At 70.8% G+C, this 16,235-nt stretch carries 14 protein-coding genes; 8 read left to right on the top strand and 6 right to left on the bottom strand.

Annotated elements, in window-relative coordinates; genetic code table 11:
• Positions 1-50: 50 nt before the first annotated feature.
• Both Ato02nite_RS28200 and Ato02nite_RS28195 read right to left on the bottom strand, forming a co-directional pair.
• Positions 51-1,634, bottom strand: coding sequence for an alpha/beta hydrolase (locus Ato02nite_RS28200; RefSeq protein ID WP_213009663.1), 1,584 nt, complete (start codon positions 1,632-1,634; stop codon positions 51-53).
• A 96-nt stretch (positions 1,635-1,730) separates the two neighbouring features.
• Positions 1,731-2,948 (bottom strand): MFS transporter, encoded by a 1,218-nt coding sequence (locus Ato02nite_RS28195; protein WP_213009662.1) that lies wholly within the window; start codon positions 2,946-2,948, stop codon positions 1,731-1,733.
• Positions 2,949-3,026: 78 nt separating this feature from the next.
• On the opposite strand from Ato02nite_RS28195, the gene Ato02nite_RS28190 reads away from it, so the two are divergent.
• Positions 3,027-3,623, top strand: a complete 597-nt coding sequence (locus Ato02nite_RS28190) for a TetR/AcrR family transcriptional regulator (protein WP_213009661.1) — start codon at positions 3,027-3,029, stop codon at positions 3,621-3,623.
• A 47-nt stretch (positions 3,624-3,670) separates the two neighbouring features.
• Here Ato02nite_RS28190 and Ato02nite_RS28185 read toward each other — a convergent pair whose 3' ends face one another.
• Together Ato02nite_RS28185 and Ato02nite_RS28180 are read right to left on the bottom strand one after the other, a co-directional pair.
• Entirely contained in the window at positions 3,671-5,434 is a 1,764-nt protein-coding gene (locus tag Ato02nite_RS28185; RefSeq protein ID WP_213009660.1) for an MFS transporter, read from the bottom strand.
• 13 nt (positions 5,435-5,447) lie between these two features.
• On the bottom strand, positions 5,448-5,906 hold the full coding sequence (locus Ato02nite_RS28180) for a MarR family winged helix-turn-helix transcriptional regulator (RefSeq protein WP_213009659.1): 459 nt from the start codon (positions 5,904-5,906) through the stop codon (positions 5,448-5,450).
• Between the two features lie 132 nt (positions 5,907-6,038).
• Here Ato02nite_RS28180 and Ato02nite_RS28175 point away from each other — a divergent pair, with 132 nt between their 5' ends.
• The 7 genes from Ato02nite_RS28175 (at position 6,039) to Ato02nite_RS28145 (ending at position 13,373) form a co-directional block, all read left to right on the top strand.
• Positions 6,039-6,929, top strand: coding sequence for a DUF4240 domain-containing protein (locus Ato02nite_RS28175; RefSeq protein WP_213009658.1), 891 nt, complete (start codon positions 6,039-6,041; stop codon positions 6,927-6,929).
• A gap of 113 nt (positions 6,930-7,042) precedes the next feature.
• A complete protein-coding gene (locus Ato02nite_RS28170; RefSeq protein ID WP_213009657.1) occupies positions 7,043-8,449 on the top strand; it encodes a glycosyltransferase family 39 protein in 1,407 nt (468 codons plus the stop codon).
• Positions 8,446-9,429 (top strand): hypothetical protein, encoded by a 984-nt coding sequence (locus Ato02nite_RS28165; protein WP_213009656.1) that lies wholly within the window; start codon positions 8,446-8,448, stop codon positions 9,427-9,429. Before Ato02nite_RS28170 ends, Ato02nite_RS28165 begins: the two co-directional genes overlap by 4 nt.
• Positions 9,426-10,388: an asparaginase gene (locus Ato02nite_RS28160; RefSeq protein ID WP_213009655.1), complete on the top strand. Its 963-nt coding sequence runs from the start codon at positions 9,426-9,428 to the stop codon at positions 10,386-10,388. The genes Ato02nite_RS28165 and Ato02nite_RS28160 overlap by 4 nt, the downstream gene beginning before the upstream one ends.
• Before the next feature lie 118 nt (positions 10,389-10,506).
• On the top strand, positions 10,507-10,785 hold the full coding sequence (locus Ato02nite_RS28155; RefSeq protein ID WP_213009654.1) for a P-loop NTPase family protein: 279 nt from the start codon (positions 10,507-10,509) through the stop codon (positions 10,783-10,785).
• Positions 10,786-10,819: 34 nt separating this feature from the next.
• On the top strand, positions 10,820-11,287 hold the full coding sequence (locus Ato02nite_RS28150; protein WP_213009653.1) for a MarR family transcriptional regulator: 468 nt from the start codon (positions 10,820-10,822) through the stop codon (positions 11,285-11,287).
• A 64-nt stretch (positions 11,288-11,351) separates the two neighbouring features.
• On the top strand, positions 11,352-13,373 hold the full coding sequence (locus tag Ato02nite_RS28145) for an EAL domain-containing protein (protein ID WP_307854016.1): 2,022 nt from the start codon (positions 11,352-11,354) through the stop codon (positions 13,371-13,373).
• Between the two features lie 2 nt (positions 13,374-13,375).
• On the opposite strand, the gene Ato02nite_RS28140 is transcribed toward Ato02nite_RS28145, so the two are convergent.
• On the bottom strand, positions 13,376-13,759 hold the full coding sequence (locus tag Ato02nite_RS28140) for an ester cyclase (RefSeq protein ID WP_213009652.1): 384 nt from the start codon (positions 13,757-13,759) through the stop codon (positions 13,376-13,378).
• A 25-nt stretch (positions 13,760-13,784) separates the two neighbouring features.
• Entirely contained in the window at positions 13,785-16,061 is a 2,277-nt protein-coding gene (locus tag Ato02nite_RS28135) for a putative bifunctional diguanylate cyclase/phosphodiesterase (protein ID WP_213009651.1), read from the bottom strand.
• Positions 16,062-16,235 lie beyond the last annotated feature (174 nt).

Below are 16,235 nucleotides of genomic sequence, written 5' to 3'. Positions count from 1 at the left end.
AGCATAGCCGCCGCCGGGTGCCGACCGGCCCCGAGGTGGTGCGGCTCTCGTTATTTCATGAGCGCCCGCCGCAGCACGGCCTCGGCAGGCCGCTTGCCCTTGACGTCGCCCGCACCGCTGGCGGGATCGGGCTGCGGAATCGGGGGACAACGCTTGTCGGACCGCTCACCCGGCTTGCGCTTGGGGAGTGCGCCGGTGGCCAGGTAATCGGCGATCGTGTTGTCGATGCACTCGTCGCCGAACAGCGAGCCCGCGTGGGTGGTCCCGCCGACGCCCTCGACCAGGACCGAACGGGGGAACCGCTTGCGCACCTCGAGGCTGCCGCTGAACGGGGTGGCCGCGTCCCGGGTCTCGCTGATCAGCAGGATCGGCGGCACGGCCTCGCCGGAGACGGTGGTCGGGATGCCCGGCTTGCCGGCCCAGGTGCGGCAGGGCGCGTTGTACCAGGCGTTGGCCCAGGTCTCGAACGGCGCCTTGCGGTGCACCTCCCAGTTGTCCGCGGTCCACTTGGTCCAGCTCAGCGGCCACTGCACGTCGGTGCACTGCACGCCCAGGTAGATGGCGTACCCGTTGTCGCCGCCGTCCTTCTGGTCGTTGTTCTTGTCGTAGAGCTTCTTCAGCGGTGCCGCGTCCTTCTTACGCACCCAGGCCGCGAACGCCTGCGCGATGTCCTCCCAGCCGAAGATGTAGTACCCGGCCTGCAGGAAGACGTCGGTGAACTCGGACGGGCCGATCACCCCGCCGGCCGGCTTGGCGGCGAGCTTGGCCCGCTCGGCGTAGTAGAGCTTCTCGACGGCCTTCGCGGTGCGGCCGAGGTGGTAGACCCGGTCGTACTTCGCGAGCCACCCGAAATAGACCTTCATGTTCTTGTCGAACGCGAGGTCCTGGTCGAGGTTCGAGTCGTACCAGACCCGGGCCGGGTTGACGTTGCCGTCGAGCACCATCCGGCGCACCCGGGACGGGAACATGGTGGCGTAGACCTGGCCCAGGTAGGTGCCGTACGAGAAGCCGTAGAAGTTGATCTGGGTGGCGCCGAGGACGAGGCGGATGCTCTCCATGTCCCGGACGGTGTCCTGGGTCTTGAGGTGGTCGAGCAGCTTGCCGCCGGCCTTGGCGCAGTCCGCCGCGTACTTCTCGGCCCGCTCCAGCCAGGTCTTCTCGATCTCGGTGGTGGTCGGCACGTACTCCGGCCGGTTGTAGCCGGCGTAGTCGCTGTCACAGCTCAGCGACGGCTTGCTGGCGCCCACCCCGCGTGGGTCGAAGCCGATCCAGTCGTACGCGTCGCCGGCCTTCTTCGGCACCAGCGACCCGATCACCCCGAGGGACTGGCCCTTCCCGCCCGGGCCGCCCGGGTTGACCAGCATGATGCCCTGGTACCGGTTCTGCGGGACGGTGTGCTTGATCCGCGAGATGGCCAGCTCGATCGTCTCGCCGTCCGGGTCCTTGTAGTCCAGCGGCACCGTGACGAAGCCGCACTCGGCCTTGCGGCTCACCAGCGACGGGTCGGTGCAGGTGCCCCAGGTGAGCTTGGGGTAACCGGGCTTGAGCCGCGGTTCTGCGCGCGCCCCGGTCGCCGTGGCGCCGGCCGCCGCCACGGCGATCGTGATGGCCGCAGCCAGAAGTCTTCTTCGCATCCTCAAGCCCTCTCGTGTCCGTTTCGCCCCATATGCTGAGGCGTGGACGGCCTAAGAGAGACCGTCCACGCCGGAGGAGCACGAAAGATGGGCCTTTTAGCTGATTCGTGACCTCAGCCGTTGCGCCGTCAGGGCGACCGCCGCCAGCACCGCCACGACCAGGCCGTACACCAGCGTGGTGCGGTGCAGCCCCTCCGAGGTCGCGGCGAATCCGGCGATCACGGCGGGCACGCTGAACGCGGTGTACGCGATGGTCAGCGCGACTGCGAACAGCTCGCCCCGCTCGTGCGGCGCGGCCAGCACCGCAAGGGTGCCGAACGAGGCCAGCGCCGAGGCGCCGAAGCCGACGCCGGAGATCACCGTGCCGGCCGCGGCGACCGCGATGTTCGACCACTCGACCCCGGCCACGCTGATCACCGAACCCACCGTGAGCAGGGCGGCGGCCAGGGTGAGCACGCGCGGGGTGGGCAGGTTGCGCATGGCGTACGAGGTGATGGCGCCGGTGCCGCAGAGCAGCGTCACCACGAACCCGCCGACCAGGTGGTTGGTGAGCCCGAGTTCGGCGGCCGCGACCGACGGGCCGAGCGACAGGTAGAGCCCGCCGATCGCCCAGCTGGCCACGATCACCGGCACCAGGGCCAGCACGTCGCCGCGCAGCCGGGCCGGCACCCCGAGCCGGGGCGAGAGGGAGGCGACCGCGCCGGGGCGGCGGGCCGAGGTCTCCGGGAGGCGGGCCACGACGACGCCCGACAGCAGCATGGCGGCGAGCAGCAGCGCCCAGACCAGGTGGGTGGGCTCTGGCGCGAACTGCACGAGAGCACCGCAGCCCAGAGCACCGACGGCCAGCCCGGCGGTGGGCGCGATGCCGTTGATCAGGCCGGCCCGCCCGGGCGCGTGCGGCGGGTTGAGGTCGACCAGGGCCGCACCGAGCGTGGTGAGCGCGGCGCCGGTGGCGATGCCCTGCAGCAGCCGGGCCACCAGCAGGACGGTCACGTCACCGGCGGCCAGGAAGAGGATGAGCGAGGCGGCCTCGAGTGCGATCGCGGCGGCCAGCACCGGGCGGCGGCCGACGTGGTCGGAGAGCGCGCCGAGCATCAGCAGCGAGCCGATCAAGCCGACCACGTAGACCGCGAAGACCACCGTGAGCGTGGTCGCCGAGAAGCCCCACAGGTGCTGGTAGACGACGTACAGCGGGGAGGGCGCGGCGGACGCGGCGGCGAAGGTCACGAAGATCGCGGCGATGGCCGCGAACGCGACCGGGCGAGACAGCCGCCGGTTGCGGACGTCCGGTGGCGCTTCGGCAACGGTGGTCATGTCGAGCCTTTCGCATCGTGAACAGACAGGTCTGTCTGCACCAGAGACTAGACAGACCTGTCTGGTATCGTCAAACGCATGTCACCCGCATCACCTACCGCGGAGCGCAAACCATCAGCGCGTGAGCGCCTGCTGGCCGCCGCGGACGAGCTCTTCTACGCCGAGGGCGTGCACACCGTCGGCATCGACCGCGTCATCGAGCGCGCCGGGGTCGCCAAGGCGTCCCTCTACAGCTCCTTCGGCAGCAAGGAGGAGCTGGTCCGGGCCTATCTGGAAAACCGGCACCAGCTGCGCCGCACCCGGCTGCTGGCCGGGCTCGAGCGGTTCGACAACCCCCGCGACCGGCTCCTCGGTGTCTTCGAAGTGCTCGCTGAGGTGGCCGCCACGCCCGGGTTCCGGGGCTGCGCCTTCTACAACGCCAGCGCCGAGTCGGTCGACGAGGGCGGCGCGGTCGAGCAGGTCACCAGCGCCAACCGAGCCTGGACCAGGGGCCTGTTCACCGAGCTGGCCCGGGATGCCGGCGTCGCGGACGCACCGGCCCTCGCCGCCCAGCTGGTGATCCTCTACGACGGCGCCTCGGTCGGCGGGCGGATGGACAAGCAGGCCGGCGCCGCCGTGCTGGCCCGCTCGATCGCCGAGCGCCTGCTCGACGCCGCCATCACTGCCGCCGCATAGAACGAGGCCCGGCGAACCGCCGGGCCTCGCTACGTGCTTGCCCATTGCTATGCCCGGTCCAACGGCTCCGAAACGCCGGTCGCCGGACTCAGTGGCTGCGCGTCGGACAGCTCGGCCTTGACCTCGGCCTCGTGCGCGACGAACTCCGCCGCGGGCGCCACCTTCCGGCTACGCAGCAGGGAGAGCAGCGCACCGGCCACGGCCATCGCGATCGCCATCCAGAAGACGATCACCAGGCCGTCGTGGAACGGTTCGGCGATCAGCCGCGGGAAGAACTGCAGGCCGGTCAGGTTGGCCGCGTTGGCGGCCGGCAGCGCGCCCAGCACGGCCGGGCCGAGCAGCTCGCCGATCGGGTTGAAGCCGAGGAACGCCGCGAACAGCGTGCCCACCGGCGGCAGCTGGGCGATCGTGTTGGCCGTGTCGACCGGCACGCCCTGCGAGGTCAGGCCGGTGCTGAGGGTGCCCGGCAGCGAGTCGGCCAGGCCGGCCACCATCAGCGAGAAGAAGACGCCGATGGAGAGCACCTGACCGGCGTTCTGGAAGGTGGCCCGCATGCCGGAGGCGGCACCGCGCATGTTGGCCGGCACGCTCGACATGATCAGCGACGTGTTCGGCGCCGCGAACAGGCCACCGCCCAGGCCGTTGATGAAGATCAGGGTCGCGAAGACCGCGTAGTTGAAGTCGCCCGGCAGCAACAGCAGTCCGACGAAGGACACGGCCATCACCAGCAGGCCGCCGGACGCGAACAACCGCGGCCCGAACTTGTCGGAGAGGTAACCGGCGAGCGGGCCGGCCGCCAGGAAGCCGATCGTCATCGGGACCAGATAGATGCCGGCCCACAGCGGGGTGGACTCGTAGTCGTACCCGTGCAGCGGCAGCCAGATGCCCTGCAACCAGATGATCAGCATGAACTGGAGGCCACCGCGGGCGATGCTGGCCAGCAGGTTCGCTGCGTTACCGCTGGTGAAGCCGATGTTCTTGAACAGGCCGAGCGGGAACATCGGCTCGGCCACCCGGGTCTCGATGACGCCGAACGCGACCAGCACGAGCGCGCCACCGATCAGGCCGGTCAGCACCCACGGATTCGACCAGCCCATGGTGTGGCCGCCGTACGGCTGGATCCCGTACGTGATGGCGGCCAGCACGGCCGTGAGGCCGACCGCGAAGGTCGCGTTGCCCCACCAGTCGATTTTCGCGGGCCGGCGGACGCCGGTGTCGTGCAGCGACCGGTACGCCCAGACGGTGCCGAGCACGCCCAGCGGGATGTTGACCCAGAAGATCGAGCGCCAGTCCCACTCGGCGAGCACGCCACCGAGCACCAGGCCGATGAACGAGCCGGCCAGGGCCGAGACGATGTTGACGCCGAGCGCCATGCCGCGCTGCTCGGCCGAGAACGCGTCGGTGATGATCGCGGCCGAGTTGGCCATCAGCATCGCGCCGCCGACCGCCTGCAGCACCCGCCAGCCGATCAGCCAGAGCGCGCCGCCACCGCCGTCGAACGGGTCGAGCGACAGGATGATGCTGGTGATCGTGAAGATCGCGAAGCCGGCGTTGTAGATCTTGACCCGGCCGTACATGTCGCCGAGCCGGCCCAGCGTCACCACCAGCACCGCGGTGACCAGCATGTAGCCCATCAGCATCCAGAGCAGATAGCTGACGTTGCCGGCGTCGAGCGGGTCGACGTGGATGCCCTTGAAGATCGCCGGAAGCGAGATCAGGACGATCGACGAGTTGATCGTGGCGAGCAGGTTGCCGAGCGTGGTGTTCGACAGCGCGACCCACTTGTACCGAGGGTGGTCGACCGTGATCAATCGAGTACCCCTTTCACTTTTCCGAGGGAGGCTGCTCGGCCATCAGGTCGCCGAGCCGCTCCAGCGCCGGCAGCACCGCGACGATGGCCGCGTGATCGGCGGCCGGGAGCTGCTCCAGCAGGGCGGACAGCGCCCGGGTGCGACCGTCCCGGCGGCGCGCCACCGCGGCCCGGCCGGCGTCGGTGATGGTGACGATCACGGCCCGGCCGTCGTCCGGGTCGCTGCCGCGCTTCGCCAGCCCTTCCTTCTCTAGCCGGGTGATCAGCTGCGTCATCGCGGGCTGGCTCACCCCTTCGGGCGCGTGCAGCTCGCAGAGCCGGTGCGGGCCCGACCGCTCGAGGCGGCGCAGGGTCGAGGCGGCGGTCAGGCTCAGCTCGGAACGCGGCGTCAGCCGGCGAAGCACCTCGTAGAAGCGCTCGAAACCGCCGGCGATGGCCAGGTCTTCGTCCGAAACGATGTCTGTATCCCGCACCCAATTTTTATATCACGCACTTATGAAAGCCCACCGACGAGGTGACCAAGGGCTCGTTACTCTCCGGTAGTCGCCCAGACGTGCCGAATTGTCCTGACTAGCGGAGCGTGCCCCGGGTGACAGCATGCCGTCATGGACGAGCAGACCTTCTGGGAACTGGTCGACCGGACCGGCCCCGACCCGGCCAACCTCGAACGCCTGGCCGACGAGCTCTCCGACCACGGCGCCGCAGACATCCGGGACTTCGCCGACCACCTGGCCCGCGCGCTGCACGCGCTGGACACCCCCGCGCACTATCGCGCGGTGGCGACCTCCGGCGCGTCGTTCCTGGGCGTACGCTGCGCGGCCGTCGCCGCCGGGAAGCGGGCCTACCGGAGGGTTCTCGGTGCCCCGGGGGTGCTCGCCTCCTACACCCGCTCCCCCGGCGCCCAACTGCTCCCGGTCGCCGAACGCGCCTACCGCACGTCCACCCGGGCCGACTGGAAGCACCAGACCGCGGTCAGCGTCCGCACTGGCTCCAACGTCGCGGCCTGGGGCGCCTCGTGGCTGCACCCGCACATGGGCACCACCACCGTCGAGCGCCACGCCCCGCAGGACTACATGATCGCGCTGCGGCACGTGGCGCTCACCCTGGACGCCGACCCGGCCTGGCGCTCCTGGTGGCGGCAGTCCGGGCTGACCGCCTGCGAACTGGGCATCGTCGCCGAGGGCAAGCTCGACCACCTGCGGCCCAGCGCCGACATCCGCCGCTGCTCCGACCGGCTGCGGGCCAACTTCACCTGCGCGTCGCCCGGCGGCGGCGCCGACCTCTCCGCCCGGGCGGTCGCCGAGGTGCGGTCCATGTTCGAGGTGATCCGGCAGGCGATGTCTCTGCCCGGTCTCCCGCCCACCCCGCCCGTGCCGACCCTGCCGGCCGACGTGCCCGAGGTGCCGGTCACCACCAAGCCGCTGGCCGCGATGCCGGCCGAGCTGGAACCGCAGGGCTACCTGACTCTCGCCCAGATCCAGGAGTTCTTCGGCTGACCGTTCACCCGCCGTACACCGGCGGCGTTTAGCGTGCCTCCACGATGGAAACGGTCGCCGGTTCGGATGCTCGAACGACGGTCATCCCCCGGCAACGGGCGGTTCCGCCCGCCGTGCCGCGATCTTCGTGGCTCACCTGGGTAGCGCCCGCGCTGGTCGCCGCGGTGCTCGGCGGGTGGCGGCTGACCGGGCCGGCACTCTGGGCCGACGAGCTGGCCACCTGGGGAGCCGTGCGGCTCAGCTGGGGGCAACTGCGGGAGCTGACCGGCACCGTCGACATCGTGCTCGCGCCCTACTACGCGGCCATGAAGGCGTACGCCTCGATCGCCGGCACCTCGACGGTCGCCCTGCGCCTCCCCGCCCTGCTCGCGATCGTCGCGACCACCCTGCTCACGACGGCGCTGGGGCGCCGGCTCGGCGGCCCCGCCGCCGGCCTGGTCGCCGGGCTGATCTTCGCGGTCCTGCCGGCCACCTCCCGGTACGGCCAGGAGGCGCGCTCCTACGCGTTCGCGATGCTCGCCGCCACGCTCGCCCTGTTATGCCTGATCCGGCTGCTGGACCGGCCCACCGTGCCGCGGGCGGCCGGCTATGCGGGCGCGTTGGTCGTGACCGGGCTGAGCCACCCGCTCAGCGCACTGCTGGTGCCGGCCGCGCACGCCGTGGCCGTGGCCTGGCGGCGCAGTCCGCGGATCGCGGCCTTCTGGACCCCCGCGGCCGCGCTCGGCGCGCTGCCCGCCCTCGTGCTCACCGCGCTCGGCGCCCGGCAGCGCGGCCAGCTCTCCTGGATCAAGGTCCTCACCGCCGACCTGCTCCAGGTGGTCCCGGAACGGATCTTCCTGTCCGGCGCGGTGGCCGGCATCGTCCTGGGCCTGGCCGTCCTCGGCGTACGCGGATCGGCGGAGTCGGTGAGCCTGGCCGCGGCCGGCTTCGGCCCGATCCTCCTGCTGCTGGCCGCGGGCCTGGTCGAACCCATCTGGAACGCCCGGTACGTGCTGGTGGCGCTGCCCGTCCTGGCCGTCCTGGCCGCCCTGGCCGCGGTGCGTTCCGGCGCCCGCCCCGCCGCCGTGGTCCTGCTGCTGCTCACCCTGATCGGCTGGCCCGCCCAACTCGCCGCCCGCGGCCCGGCCGGCCACTCCGAGGACTCGGCGAAGGTCGCCGCGGTGATCGCCCCGCTCTACCGCCCCGGCGACGTCGCGGTCTTCCCCGACACCCACCCGAGCATCCCGTGGGCGCCGCGCGACATCTACGAGCGCTACCTGCCGGCCCCGCGCCCGCCGGACGTGCTGCGCGTCGCACCACAGAGGACCGACGGCCACTTCCTGGCCACCGAATGCCCGGCGGCGGCGTGCCTGGGCTCCCCGCCACGGATCTGGGTGATCCGCGTTGACAACAGCGCCGACCCGTACGCCAATATGGATGCTCCCAAGCGGAAGCGCCTCGCCGACAGTTACCACCCGGTCCGTCGCTGGCAGTATTCGCTCCTCGGCATCACCCTCCTGGAACGGAACCCCAGCCGATGACCCCGGTCGACGCGCCGACCGCCCGGCCCCCACGTGAGTGGGAGGCGCGCACCTTCGCCCTGATCGCCGCCATCGCGGCCGCCACCCTGCTCGGCATCCTGCTGCTGGTGACCGATCTGGCCCTGCGCTCCTACCTGGTCGCCGAGGGCGCGGACGGCCTGTCACCCCTGGTCGCCTGGATGGTCGAGCACTGGGAAGCGATCAGCGTGCTGTTCCTACTCCTCGGGTTCGGCTACCTGGCCGGCTTCTACTGGTGGCGCAGCAGCACCCGGGCGATGCTGCGCTCGGCCGGCGACGAGACCGGGAAATCGGTCGTGCACTGGACGGTGGCGGCGTTCTACCTCGCGCTCACCGGGTCGTTCACGCTCGCCCTCGCCGGTGAGTCGACCGACGACCCGGTCGAGTTGCTGCAGTGGGACGCCGTACGGATGGGCCTCCGGCTCGTCGGGCTGGCCTTCCTGCTGACCGCCGTCTGGCAGATCCGCGACCAGGTGCGTACCCAGGTGGCCGGTTCCGGCATCATCCTGCGCCCCGCACGCCGCCGACTGGAACCGCTCAACCTGGCGGCCTCGGCCCCGGCCCTGGCCGCGGTGGCCCGGGCCGATCTGCCGTCCGCCGACGACGACTTCTGGCTGGGGGTCGCCGCGCTGGGTGACGGCGTCGCGGTGCTGGAGACCACCGACGCGGTGGCCCGGCGCTGGCTGCTCGTCGACGGCGACCTCGACGCCGTCCGCTCGGCCCTGCCCGCCGGAGCGGTCGTGACGGTCTTCCCCCAGCCGCCCGCCGCCACCGAGACCGAGGGCTTCACCCCGCCGCCCGCCGAGGAGTATTACGGCCTCCTCGAGGACGACGGTGCCCTCTGGTATCAAACCGTTCGGCCCAACCGGGTCGAGGCGTTCCTGGCCCGGGCCCGCCGGGCGCGGCGCTGGGCGCTCTACCCCACCGAGAGCCCCGACGCCCTGGTCGCCGAGGTCCGATGACCGGCGTCCTGGTCGTCGGGCTCGGCGGGACGATCGCGATGACCGGCGCGGCCGGTGTCGCGCCCGACCTGACCGCGCAGCAGGTGGTCGACTCCGTGCCCGGCCTGACCGGCGAGCTGGAGGTGCACGACTTCCGGAGCAAACCCGGCGGCTCGCTGACCCTGGCCGACCTGATCGACCTGGCCGAGCTGATCCGGCAGCGTTCCGCCGCCGGGGCGGTGGTCACCCAGGGGACCGACACCATCGAGGAGACCGCGTACGTCCTCGACCTGCTGCACACCGGCTCCGAGCCGATCGTGGTCACCGGCGCCATGCGCAACCCCACCCTCGCCGGTGCGGACGGCCCGGCCAACCTCCTGGCCGCCGTCACCGTCGCCGCCGACCCGGCCGCCCGCGACCTCGGCTGCCTGGTGGTGCTGGCCGACGAGATCCACGCCGCGGCCCGGGTGCGCAAGACCCACGCGACGCACGTAGCCGCTTTCACGTCGCCGAACGGCGGCCCCCTCGGCTACCTCGCCGAAGGCCGGCCCCGCATCGTCAACCGGCCGCCGCACCGCTATACGCTGCCGTCGCCGCCGACCCGGGAACCGGTGCGGGTGGGCCTCTGCACCGCCACCCTCGGCGACGACGGAACCCTGCTGGCGACCCTGTCCCAGCAGGTCGACGGCCTGGTCGTCGCCGCCTTCGGGGTCGGGCACGTGCCCGACTCGTGGGTGCCGCACCTGGCCGAGGCGGCGACCCGCATCCCGGTCGTGCTGGCCTCGCGCACCGGCGCCGGCTACGTCGGCACCGACACGTACGGCTTCCCCGGCTCCGAACGAGACCTCCTCGAGCGGGGCCTCATCCCGGCCGGCAGCCTGGACCCGTACAAGGCCCGCCTCCTGCTGCACCTGCTGCTGACCACCACCGCGAACCCGGCCCAGATCCGTGCCGAGATAATGGCCGCGGCCGCCGCTTGAACACGTGAGGAGCCGCTGGTGAACACCAACCTGGTGGTGGTGCGCGGCAACTCCGGCAGCGGGAAGACCACCGTGGGCGCTGTCCGAGCTGATCGGCACGCACGGTGGGCCGAGCTTCGTGTTCTACCTGGACGTGTCGTTCGAGGAGACGGTCCGGCGGCACGCGGGCCGGGCGGCGACCGCCGGGTTCGGCGAGCGGGAGATGCGCGACTGGTACCGGCGGCTGGACCTGCTCGGCGTCCCCGGTGAACAGGTCATCCCGGAGGCGTCCGCCCTGGACGACACGGTGGCGACGATCCTGCACGCCGGTGGCTTGTCGGGAGCGGTGCCGGGGACGCCGTGCCCGACGCGCTGCCCGCACTGCGCCGGGACTTCGGTCCCGCCGAATGTGCCTTGACCTCGAGCGAGGTTGAGGTTCTACGTTTCCGGCCATGAAGACCCTTTCCGATGCTGAGCTGGCCGCTCAGCCGGCTGCCTACTGGACCGGCGTCGCCTATGCGGCGCTGATCGCCTTCACCCGGGCCTGTCAGGCCGAGCTGGGTTTCACCCAGCCGCAGTTCTGGATCCTGCGTAACCTCTCGAAGAACGACCTGTCACCGGACGGCCAGGGCCGGTCGATCCCGGAACTCCGGCAGGCGATGACCTCCTATCTCCGGCCCGAGGACGATCTGGCGGCCGAGGCGGAGGTCCTGCTGGAGCGCGGCTGGCTGACCTGTGACGACGGCCTGTGCCGAATCACCGATGCCGGCGACGCGGCGCGGGCCTATCTGGCGTCGCACGCCCCGCGGATCCGGGCTCTGATTCACCGGGGTGTCGACGACGCGGACTATGTCGTCGCGCTGAAGGTGCTGCGGCAAATGATCGAAAATGTCGAGGGGGCGCAGGTCGAACTTGCTTAACCCGGTGACCACTAGTATCACTTAGGCCAGACATCCGGGTAGCGCTCACCTTCGGGGATTCTGGGTGGCACATCGACGCCTCGCAGTGATCATTGGAGTCAATGGGGTCGGCGTTCGAAGCTCAATGTCACCCCTTCGCTACGCCGAGCGAGATGCTGTCGCGGTTCACGATGTTCTGGGCGATGCGTACGAAATAACGTTGTTCGCCGGATCGCGGGTGCGGGCCGCCGAGATCAAGCGGACCCTTCGCCGCATCGCGCTCGAGTCCGACGAGTCCGATGTCCTCCTGGTCTATTACGCCGGCCAGGTGGTCGAGCCGTCCTGGAGTCGCGGCACGGAGTTCTATCTGGTGACGCCGGACCTCGATGAGTCGGCGCTGCCGGAGCGACCGGACGCGGGCTTGCGCATGACCTTCCTGAACCGGGACGTCCTGCCGCACTTCCGCGGGACGGCCGTGGCGATCCTGGACTGCTGCCGGGCCGACGATTCCGCCACGTTCCAGGGCACCGACCTGGTCAACGCCGGTGGCCGCGACGACCCGCGGCACGGCGTTCTGGTCGCCTGCGCGCCCGACGCGGATGCTCGCGAGGATGCGACGCTTCAGCACGGGGTCTTCACCCACCACGTCCTCGAGGCGTTGCGCGACGGCGCGTCCGTCGAGACGCTGAGCGGTCTCGACCCGCGGCACGCGGGCGCGGACCAGGTGTCGATCGTTCCGCTGGGCAACCCGCTCGACCGGCACGCACCCCAACTGACCCGGCTGATCCGGCGGCTGGCGCGCAACGGGCCGATGGTCGGCCACGTCGAGCGGGTGCGGTCGGCACTCGGGGCCGGTGCGGTGGCCTATCTCGGCAGCGGCGAGGACGGATACGTCGCGGTCGACGCCACCGACGGGTTCGACCTCGACGCCGTACGCCATCTGCTGCAGGCCGCCTGGCCCCGGGGATTCGGGCACACCGCGAGCGAGGGGCCGCGCCGGCTGTGGTGCGCCCCGCTCGGACCGGCGTCGAGCACGGCCCGCCTGCTGGCCGTGGTCGATCCGCCGGAGTGGCTGGTCGAGCTCGGCCAGACCGGCGCCAAGGTGCTGGAGACCATCTGGCACACCAACACCGCCGATTCGCCGCAGGAGTCGGAGCTCCACTTCCTCAGCGCCCTGCGTTCGGTATTCGGACGGCTCCCGGACGAGATGTTCGAGCGGGCCCTGGACCTCTACCGCGAGGTGCTCGAGTCGTTCCGCATCGTGTTCCAGCCGGTGGTCACGATCGGCGAGGCGTGGACCCAGGTGGGGGTGTACAGCTACGAGGCCCTGGCCCGTCGTTCCCTGGACGACCAGCGCGCGCCGGTCGCGATGCTGCAGCTCGCGCACACCTGGGGCGATCACTTCGTGGTCGAGCGGGACCGGTCGATCCTGGGCCGGGCGCTGACGGCGTACAAGCTGGCCCATGCCGACAGCCCGTGGAGCGCGGACGAGCCGAAGCCGGTCTCGGTGAACGTGTCGGTGCGCTCGCTGCTCGACGACTCCTACGTCGACACACTTCGCCAGTTGATCTCCGAGCTGGAGTTGGACGCGGGCGCCGTCACGCTGGAGATCTCCGAGCAGGACGCGATCGAGCCGTGGGCCGGCGAGCAGTGGGGCGAGGCTCCGCACGACTACTTCAACAAGCGGCTGGCGGCGATCGCCCAGGACGTCGGGGTCGCGTTCTCGCTCGACGACTTCGGGGTCGGGCACGCCTCGCTGGCCCGGATGGTCGACCTGCGGCTGACCCACATCAAGGTCGACCGCGCGATCCTGCAGCATGAGCTGGCGACGCGGGAGCTCGAACTGGTCGTGGCGGTGGCTCGCCAGACGATGGACGCTCCCCGCGCGGTGGTCGTCGAGGGAGTGGACGAGGAGTCCCTGGTCACCCTCCGGCAGATCTATCGCAGCGGCATCCGGCACGTGCAGGGCTACATCACCGGCGAGCGCGGCGCACCGGAGCTCCGGCCGCTGGCCGCCGAGGTCCGCAAGGAGATCGCGGCCCGGGTCCGCGGCGACGACGAGACCCGGCCTACCTCGATCCGGCCGGCTCTGCGCCGGAGTGCGTGACCTCAGGGCGAGTTCAGCTGGGTCTGGATGGCGTGGCGGTCGATCAGGGAGGACACGGCGGCTATCCGGCCGTCGCGGAAGTCGTAGAAGACGTGTTCGGCGAAGGTCAGGCGGCGGCCGTCCGGGGTGAAGCCGAGGAAGTCCCGCTGCGGCGTGCAGCTGAAGAGCAGGCGGCAGGCCACCCGGGTGTCGTCGGTGACGATGATGCGGGCGTCGTAGAACAGGTCGGGGACCGCCTCGATGTCGGCGGCGATCAGGTCTCGGTACTGCCCGCGGGTCATCGGCTCGCCGTTGTAGGTCAGCTCGTCGTGCACGAAGCGATTCAGGTCGTCCAGGCGTCGTTCGTTGAGCGCGGCGAGGTACTCGCGGTAGATGGACTCGAGCATTCCCCGACGTTAGGCCGGTCGCGGGTCAATCGCACTCGCCGGGCACGTCGATCGGGAACAGCAGGTCGTCGAAGTCGGAGCGGGTCAGCGGCTCGGCGAAGTAGTAGCCCTGGCCCAGTTCGCAGTTGCCGCCGGCCAGCGAGGTCAGTTGGCCGGCGTGTTCGATGCCCTCGGCGATCGTCGACAGGGAGAGGGCCCGGCCCAGCTGGATGATGCCGTGGGTCAGGGCGGCCGCGGTCGGCTCGTCGACGACGTCGTCCACGAAGGACTTGTCGATCTTGATGATGTCGACCGGGAACTGGCGCAGGTAGGCGAGCGACGAGTAACCCGTACCGAAATCGTCGATGGCCAGGCGTACGCCCAAGGCTTTGATGTCATGAAGGCGTTGCAGGGTCTCCGGGCGGTGGTCGACGAGCAGGCTCTCGGTGAGTTCGAGGGTCAGCCGGTCGGCACGCAAGCCGGACGCGTCCAGCGCCGACTGCACGATCTCGGGCAGCACGCTGTGTTCCAGCTGGACGGCGGAGATGTTCACGCTGACCGTCAGCGGGCGCCCGGAGCGGCGGGTGTTCCAGGCGGCCACCTGCTGGGTCGCCTCGCGCAGCACCCATTCGCCGATCGGCACGATCAGGCCGGTCTCCTCGGCGAGCGGGATGAACTCGACCGGCGGGACGACGCCGCGCTCGGGGTGCATCCAGCGGATCAGCGCCTCGACGCCGGTGATCTCGCCGGAGTTGAGCCGGACGATGGGCTGGTAGCGCAGTTCGAACTCGTGCCGGACGACCGCGCGGCGCAGGTCGCTCTCCATGTCGATGGTGGCCTGGAAGGCGACCCGCATGCCCGGCTCGAACATCTCGAATTTGTCCTTGCCGTGCTTCTTCGCCTGGTACATGGCGAGGTCGGCGTCGACCATCAGGTCCTGCGCGCTCGGCGGCTCGGGCGAGCCGGCCGGGCAGTACGCGATGCCGATGCTGGCGGTCACGTACGCCTCGGCGCCGTTGAGTTCGAAGGGTGCCCGCAGCTGTTCCAGCACGCGGTTCGCGATCGGCACCGCCTCCGCGGGTGAGCCGAGGCCGGGCAGCAGGACGGCGAACTCGTCGCCGCCGAGGCGGGCCGCGATGTCGTCGTCGCGCAGGCAGACCAGGATGCGCTCGGCGACCCCGGCCAGCAGCTGGTCGCCGGCGGCGTGGCCGAGCGAGTCGTTGACCATCTTGAAGCGGTCGAGGTCGATGAAGAGCACGGCGAGGCCGCCGTGGTCGGCGGCCAGGGTCTCCTCCATCCGGGTCTGGAAGAGCGAGCGGCTGGGCAGCCCGGTCAGCGAGTCCAGGAAGGCCTGGTTCATCGCTTCCAGGGTGCGCGCGTCGGTGATGGCCAGGCTGATGTGCTCGGCGAACGCCCGCAGCATCTCCTGGGCCGGCTTGTCCCACTCGCGGGCTTCGCTGTACATGCCGACGGTGAGGCTGCCGACGGCGTGCCCGTTCTCGTGCACGGGGGTGGCCATCACCGAGCGCAGCCGCGCTTTCATCATGGTCGGCATGGCGATCGGGGAGGCCTGGTAGTCCTCGACCATGACCAGTTCGTCGCCCAGGATGGCGAGGCCGGAGACACCCCCGGCGGCGAGCGGCATGCGGTCGACCTGCGCCACGACCTCTTCCGGTACGCCGGACGCGGCGGCCATGCTGCCGGTCGTGGGGTCGTCCCGGTCGACCAGGTTGAGACTGGCCATCTCGACGTTGAGCAGCTCGCGGGCCGAACTGGTGACGGTTGCCAGGATCTTGTCGAGCGGGGACCGGCGGGCGATGGCCCGCTGCACCTCGGTGAGCTTCTCGAAAAGGCGCTGCCGCTGCTGGAGCGAGTCGAGCAGGCGGTCGTTCTCCTCGGTGTAGCGGCGTTCGTTCGCGAACATCTGCACCGAGCTGAGGCTCAGCTGAAAGACCCGGGCCATGTTGCGTAGCAGGCAGACCTCGTCGACGGTGAACGCCCGGTCGTCCGGCCGACCCAGCACGAGTACGCCGTTGACCCCGCCGTCGAGCAGGGCGAACGTCACCGCGTAGCGGCGGCCGGCCAGGTCGAGGCTGTTGCGGTGCCCGGCGGCGACCTCCCCGAGCGCATAGACGGGTACGTCGTCGGCGTTCACCCCGACGGTGGCGGCCACGCCCTCGTCGATCAGCAGGACGGCCACGTCGGCGTGGAGGGCCCGAGCGGCGCAGCCCACGGCAGCATGCTGCACGGCCGGGCTGTCGGGCCGTTCGGCGACGACGGAGAGGAACTCCGTCAGTTGCTGAGTTGCTAGCACGCATCCCATGTCGGCCGGGACCTGTGGCACTTGAGGAAAGCCCGGGTTGCACACCTCGGGCAGGAACCGGTCACGCTTCTGGAACAAACGGTCAGATGATTTGCCGGATTTATACCCCAGAGGGGGCAATGTACCGCGAACTCATGATGGCCAAGCGGGCAAGTAAACAACTAACTTGCCTGA

Origin of the sequence: Paractinoplanes toevensis, assembly GCF_018332695.1 — a bacterium.
Taxonomy (GTDB): domain Bacteria; phylum Actinomycetota; class Actinomycetes; order Mycobacteriales; family Micromonosporaceae; genus Actinoplanes; species Actinoplanes toevensis.
Note: the sequence above shows the minus strand (reverse complement) of the source record. Positions and strands in the feature narration are given on the sequence as shown.

Bases quoted from the DNA above. Each gene is read 5' to 3' on its own strand.
- Ato02nite_RS28190 (WP_213009661.1), top strand. From the start codon at position 3,027: ATGTCACCCGCATCACCTACCGCGGAGCGCAAACCATCAGCGCGTGAG.
- Ato02nite_RS28135 (WP_213009651.1), bottom strand. From the start codon at position 16,061: ATGGGATGCGTGCTAGCAACTCAGCAACTGACGGAGTTCCTCTCCGTC.
- Ato02nite_RS28160 (WP_213009655.1), top strand. From the start codon at position 9,426: ATGACCGGCGTCCTGGTCGTCGGGCTCGGCGGGACGATCGCGATGACC.
- Ato02nite_RS28165 (WP_213009656.1), top strand. From the start codon at position 8,446: ATGACCCCGGTCGACGCGCCGACCGCCCGGCCCCCACGTGAGTGGGAG.
- Ato02nite_RS28200 (WP_213009663.1), bottom strand. From the start codon at position 1,634: ATGCGAAGAAGACTTCTGGCTGCGGCCATCACGATCGCCGTGGCGGCG.
- Ato02nite_RS28140 (WP_213009652.1), bottom strand. From the start codon at position 13,759: ATGCTCGAGTCCATCTACCGCGAGTACCTCGCCGCGCTCAACGAACGA.
- Ato02nite_RS28195 (WP_213009662.1), bottom strand. From the start codon at position 2,948: ATGACCACCGTTGCCGAAGCGCCACCGGACGTCCGCAACCGGCGGCTG.
- Ato02nite_RS28175 (WP_213009658.1), top strand. From the start codon at position 6,039: ATGGACGAGCAGACCTTCTGGGAACTGGTCGACCGGACCGGCCCCGAC.
- Ato02nite_RS28150 (WP_213009653.1), top strand. From the start codon at position 10,820: ATGAAGACCCTTTCCGATGCTGAGCTGGCCGCTCAGCCGGCTGCCTAC.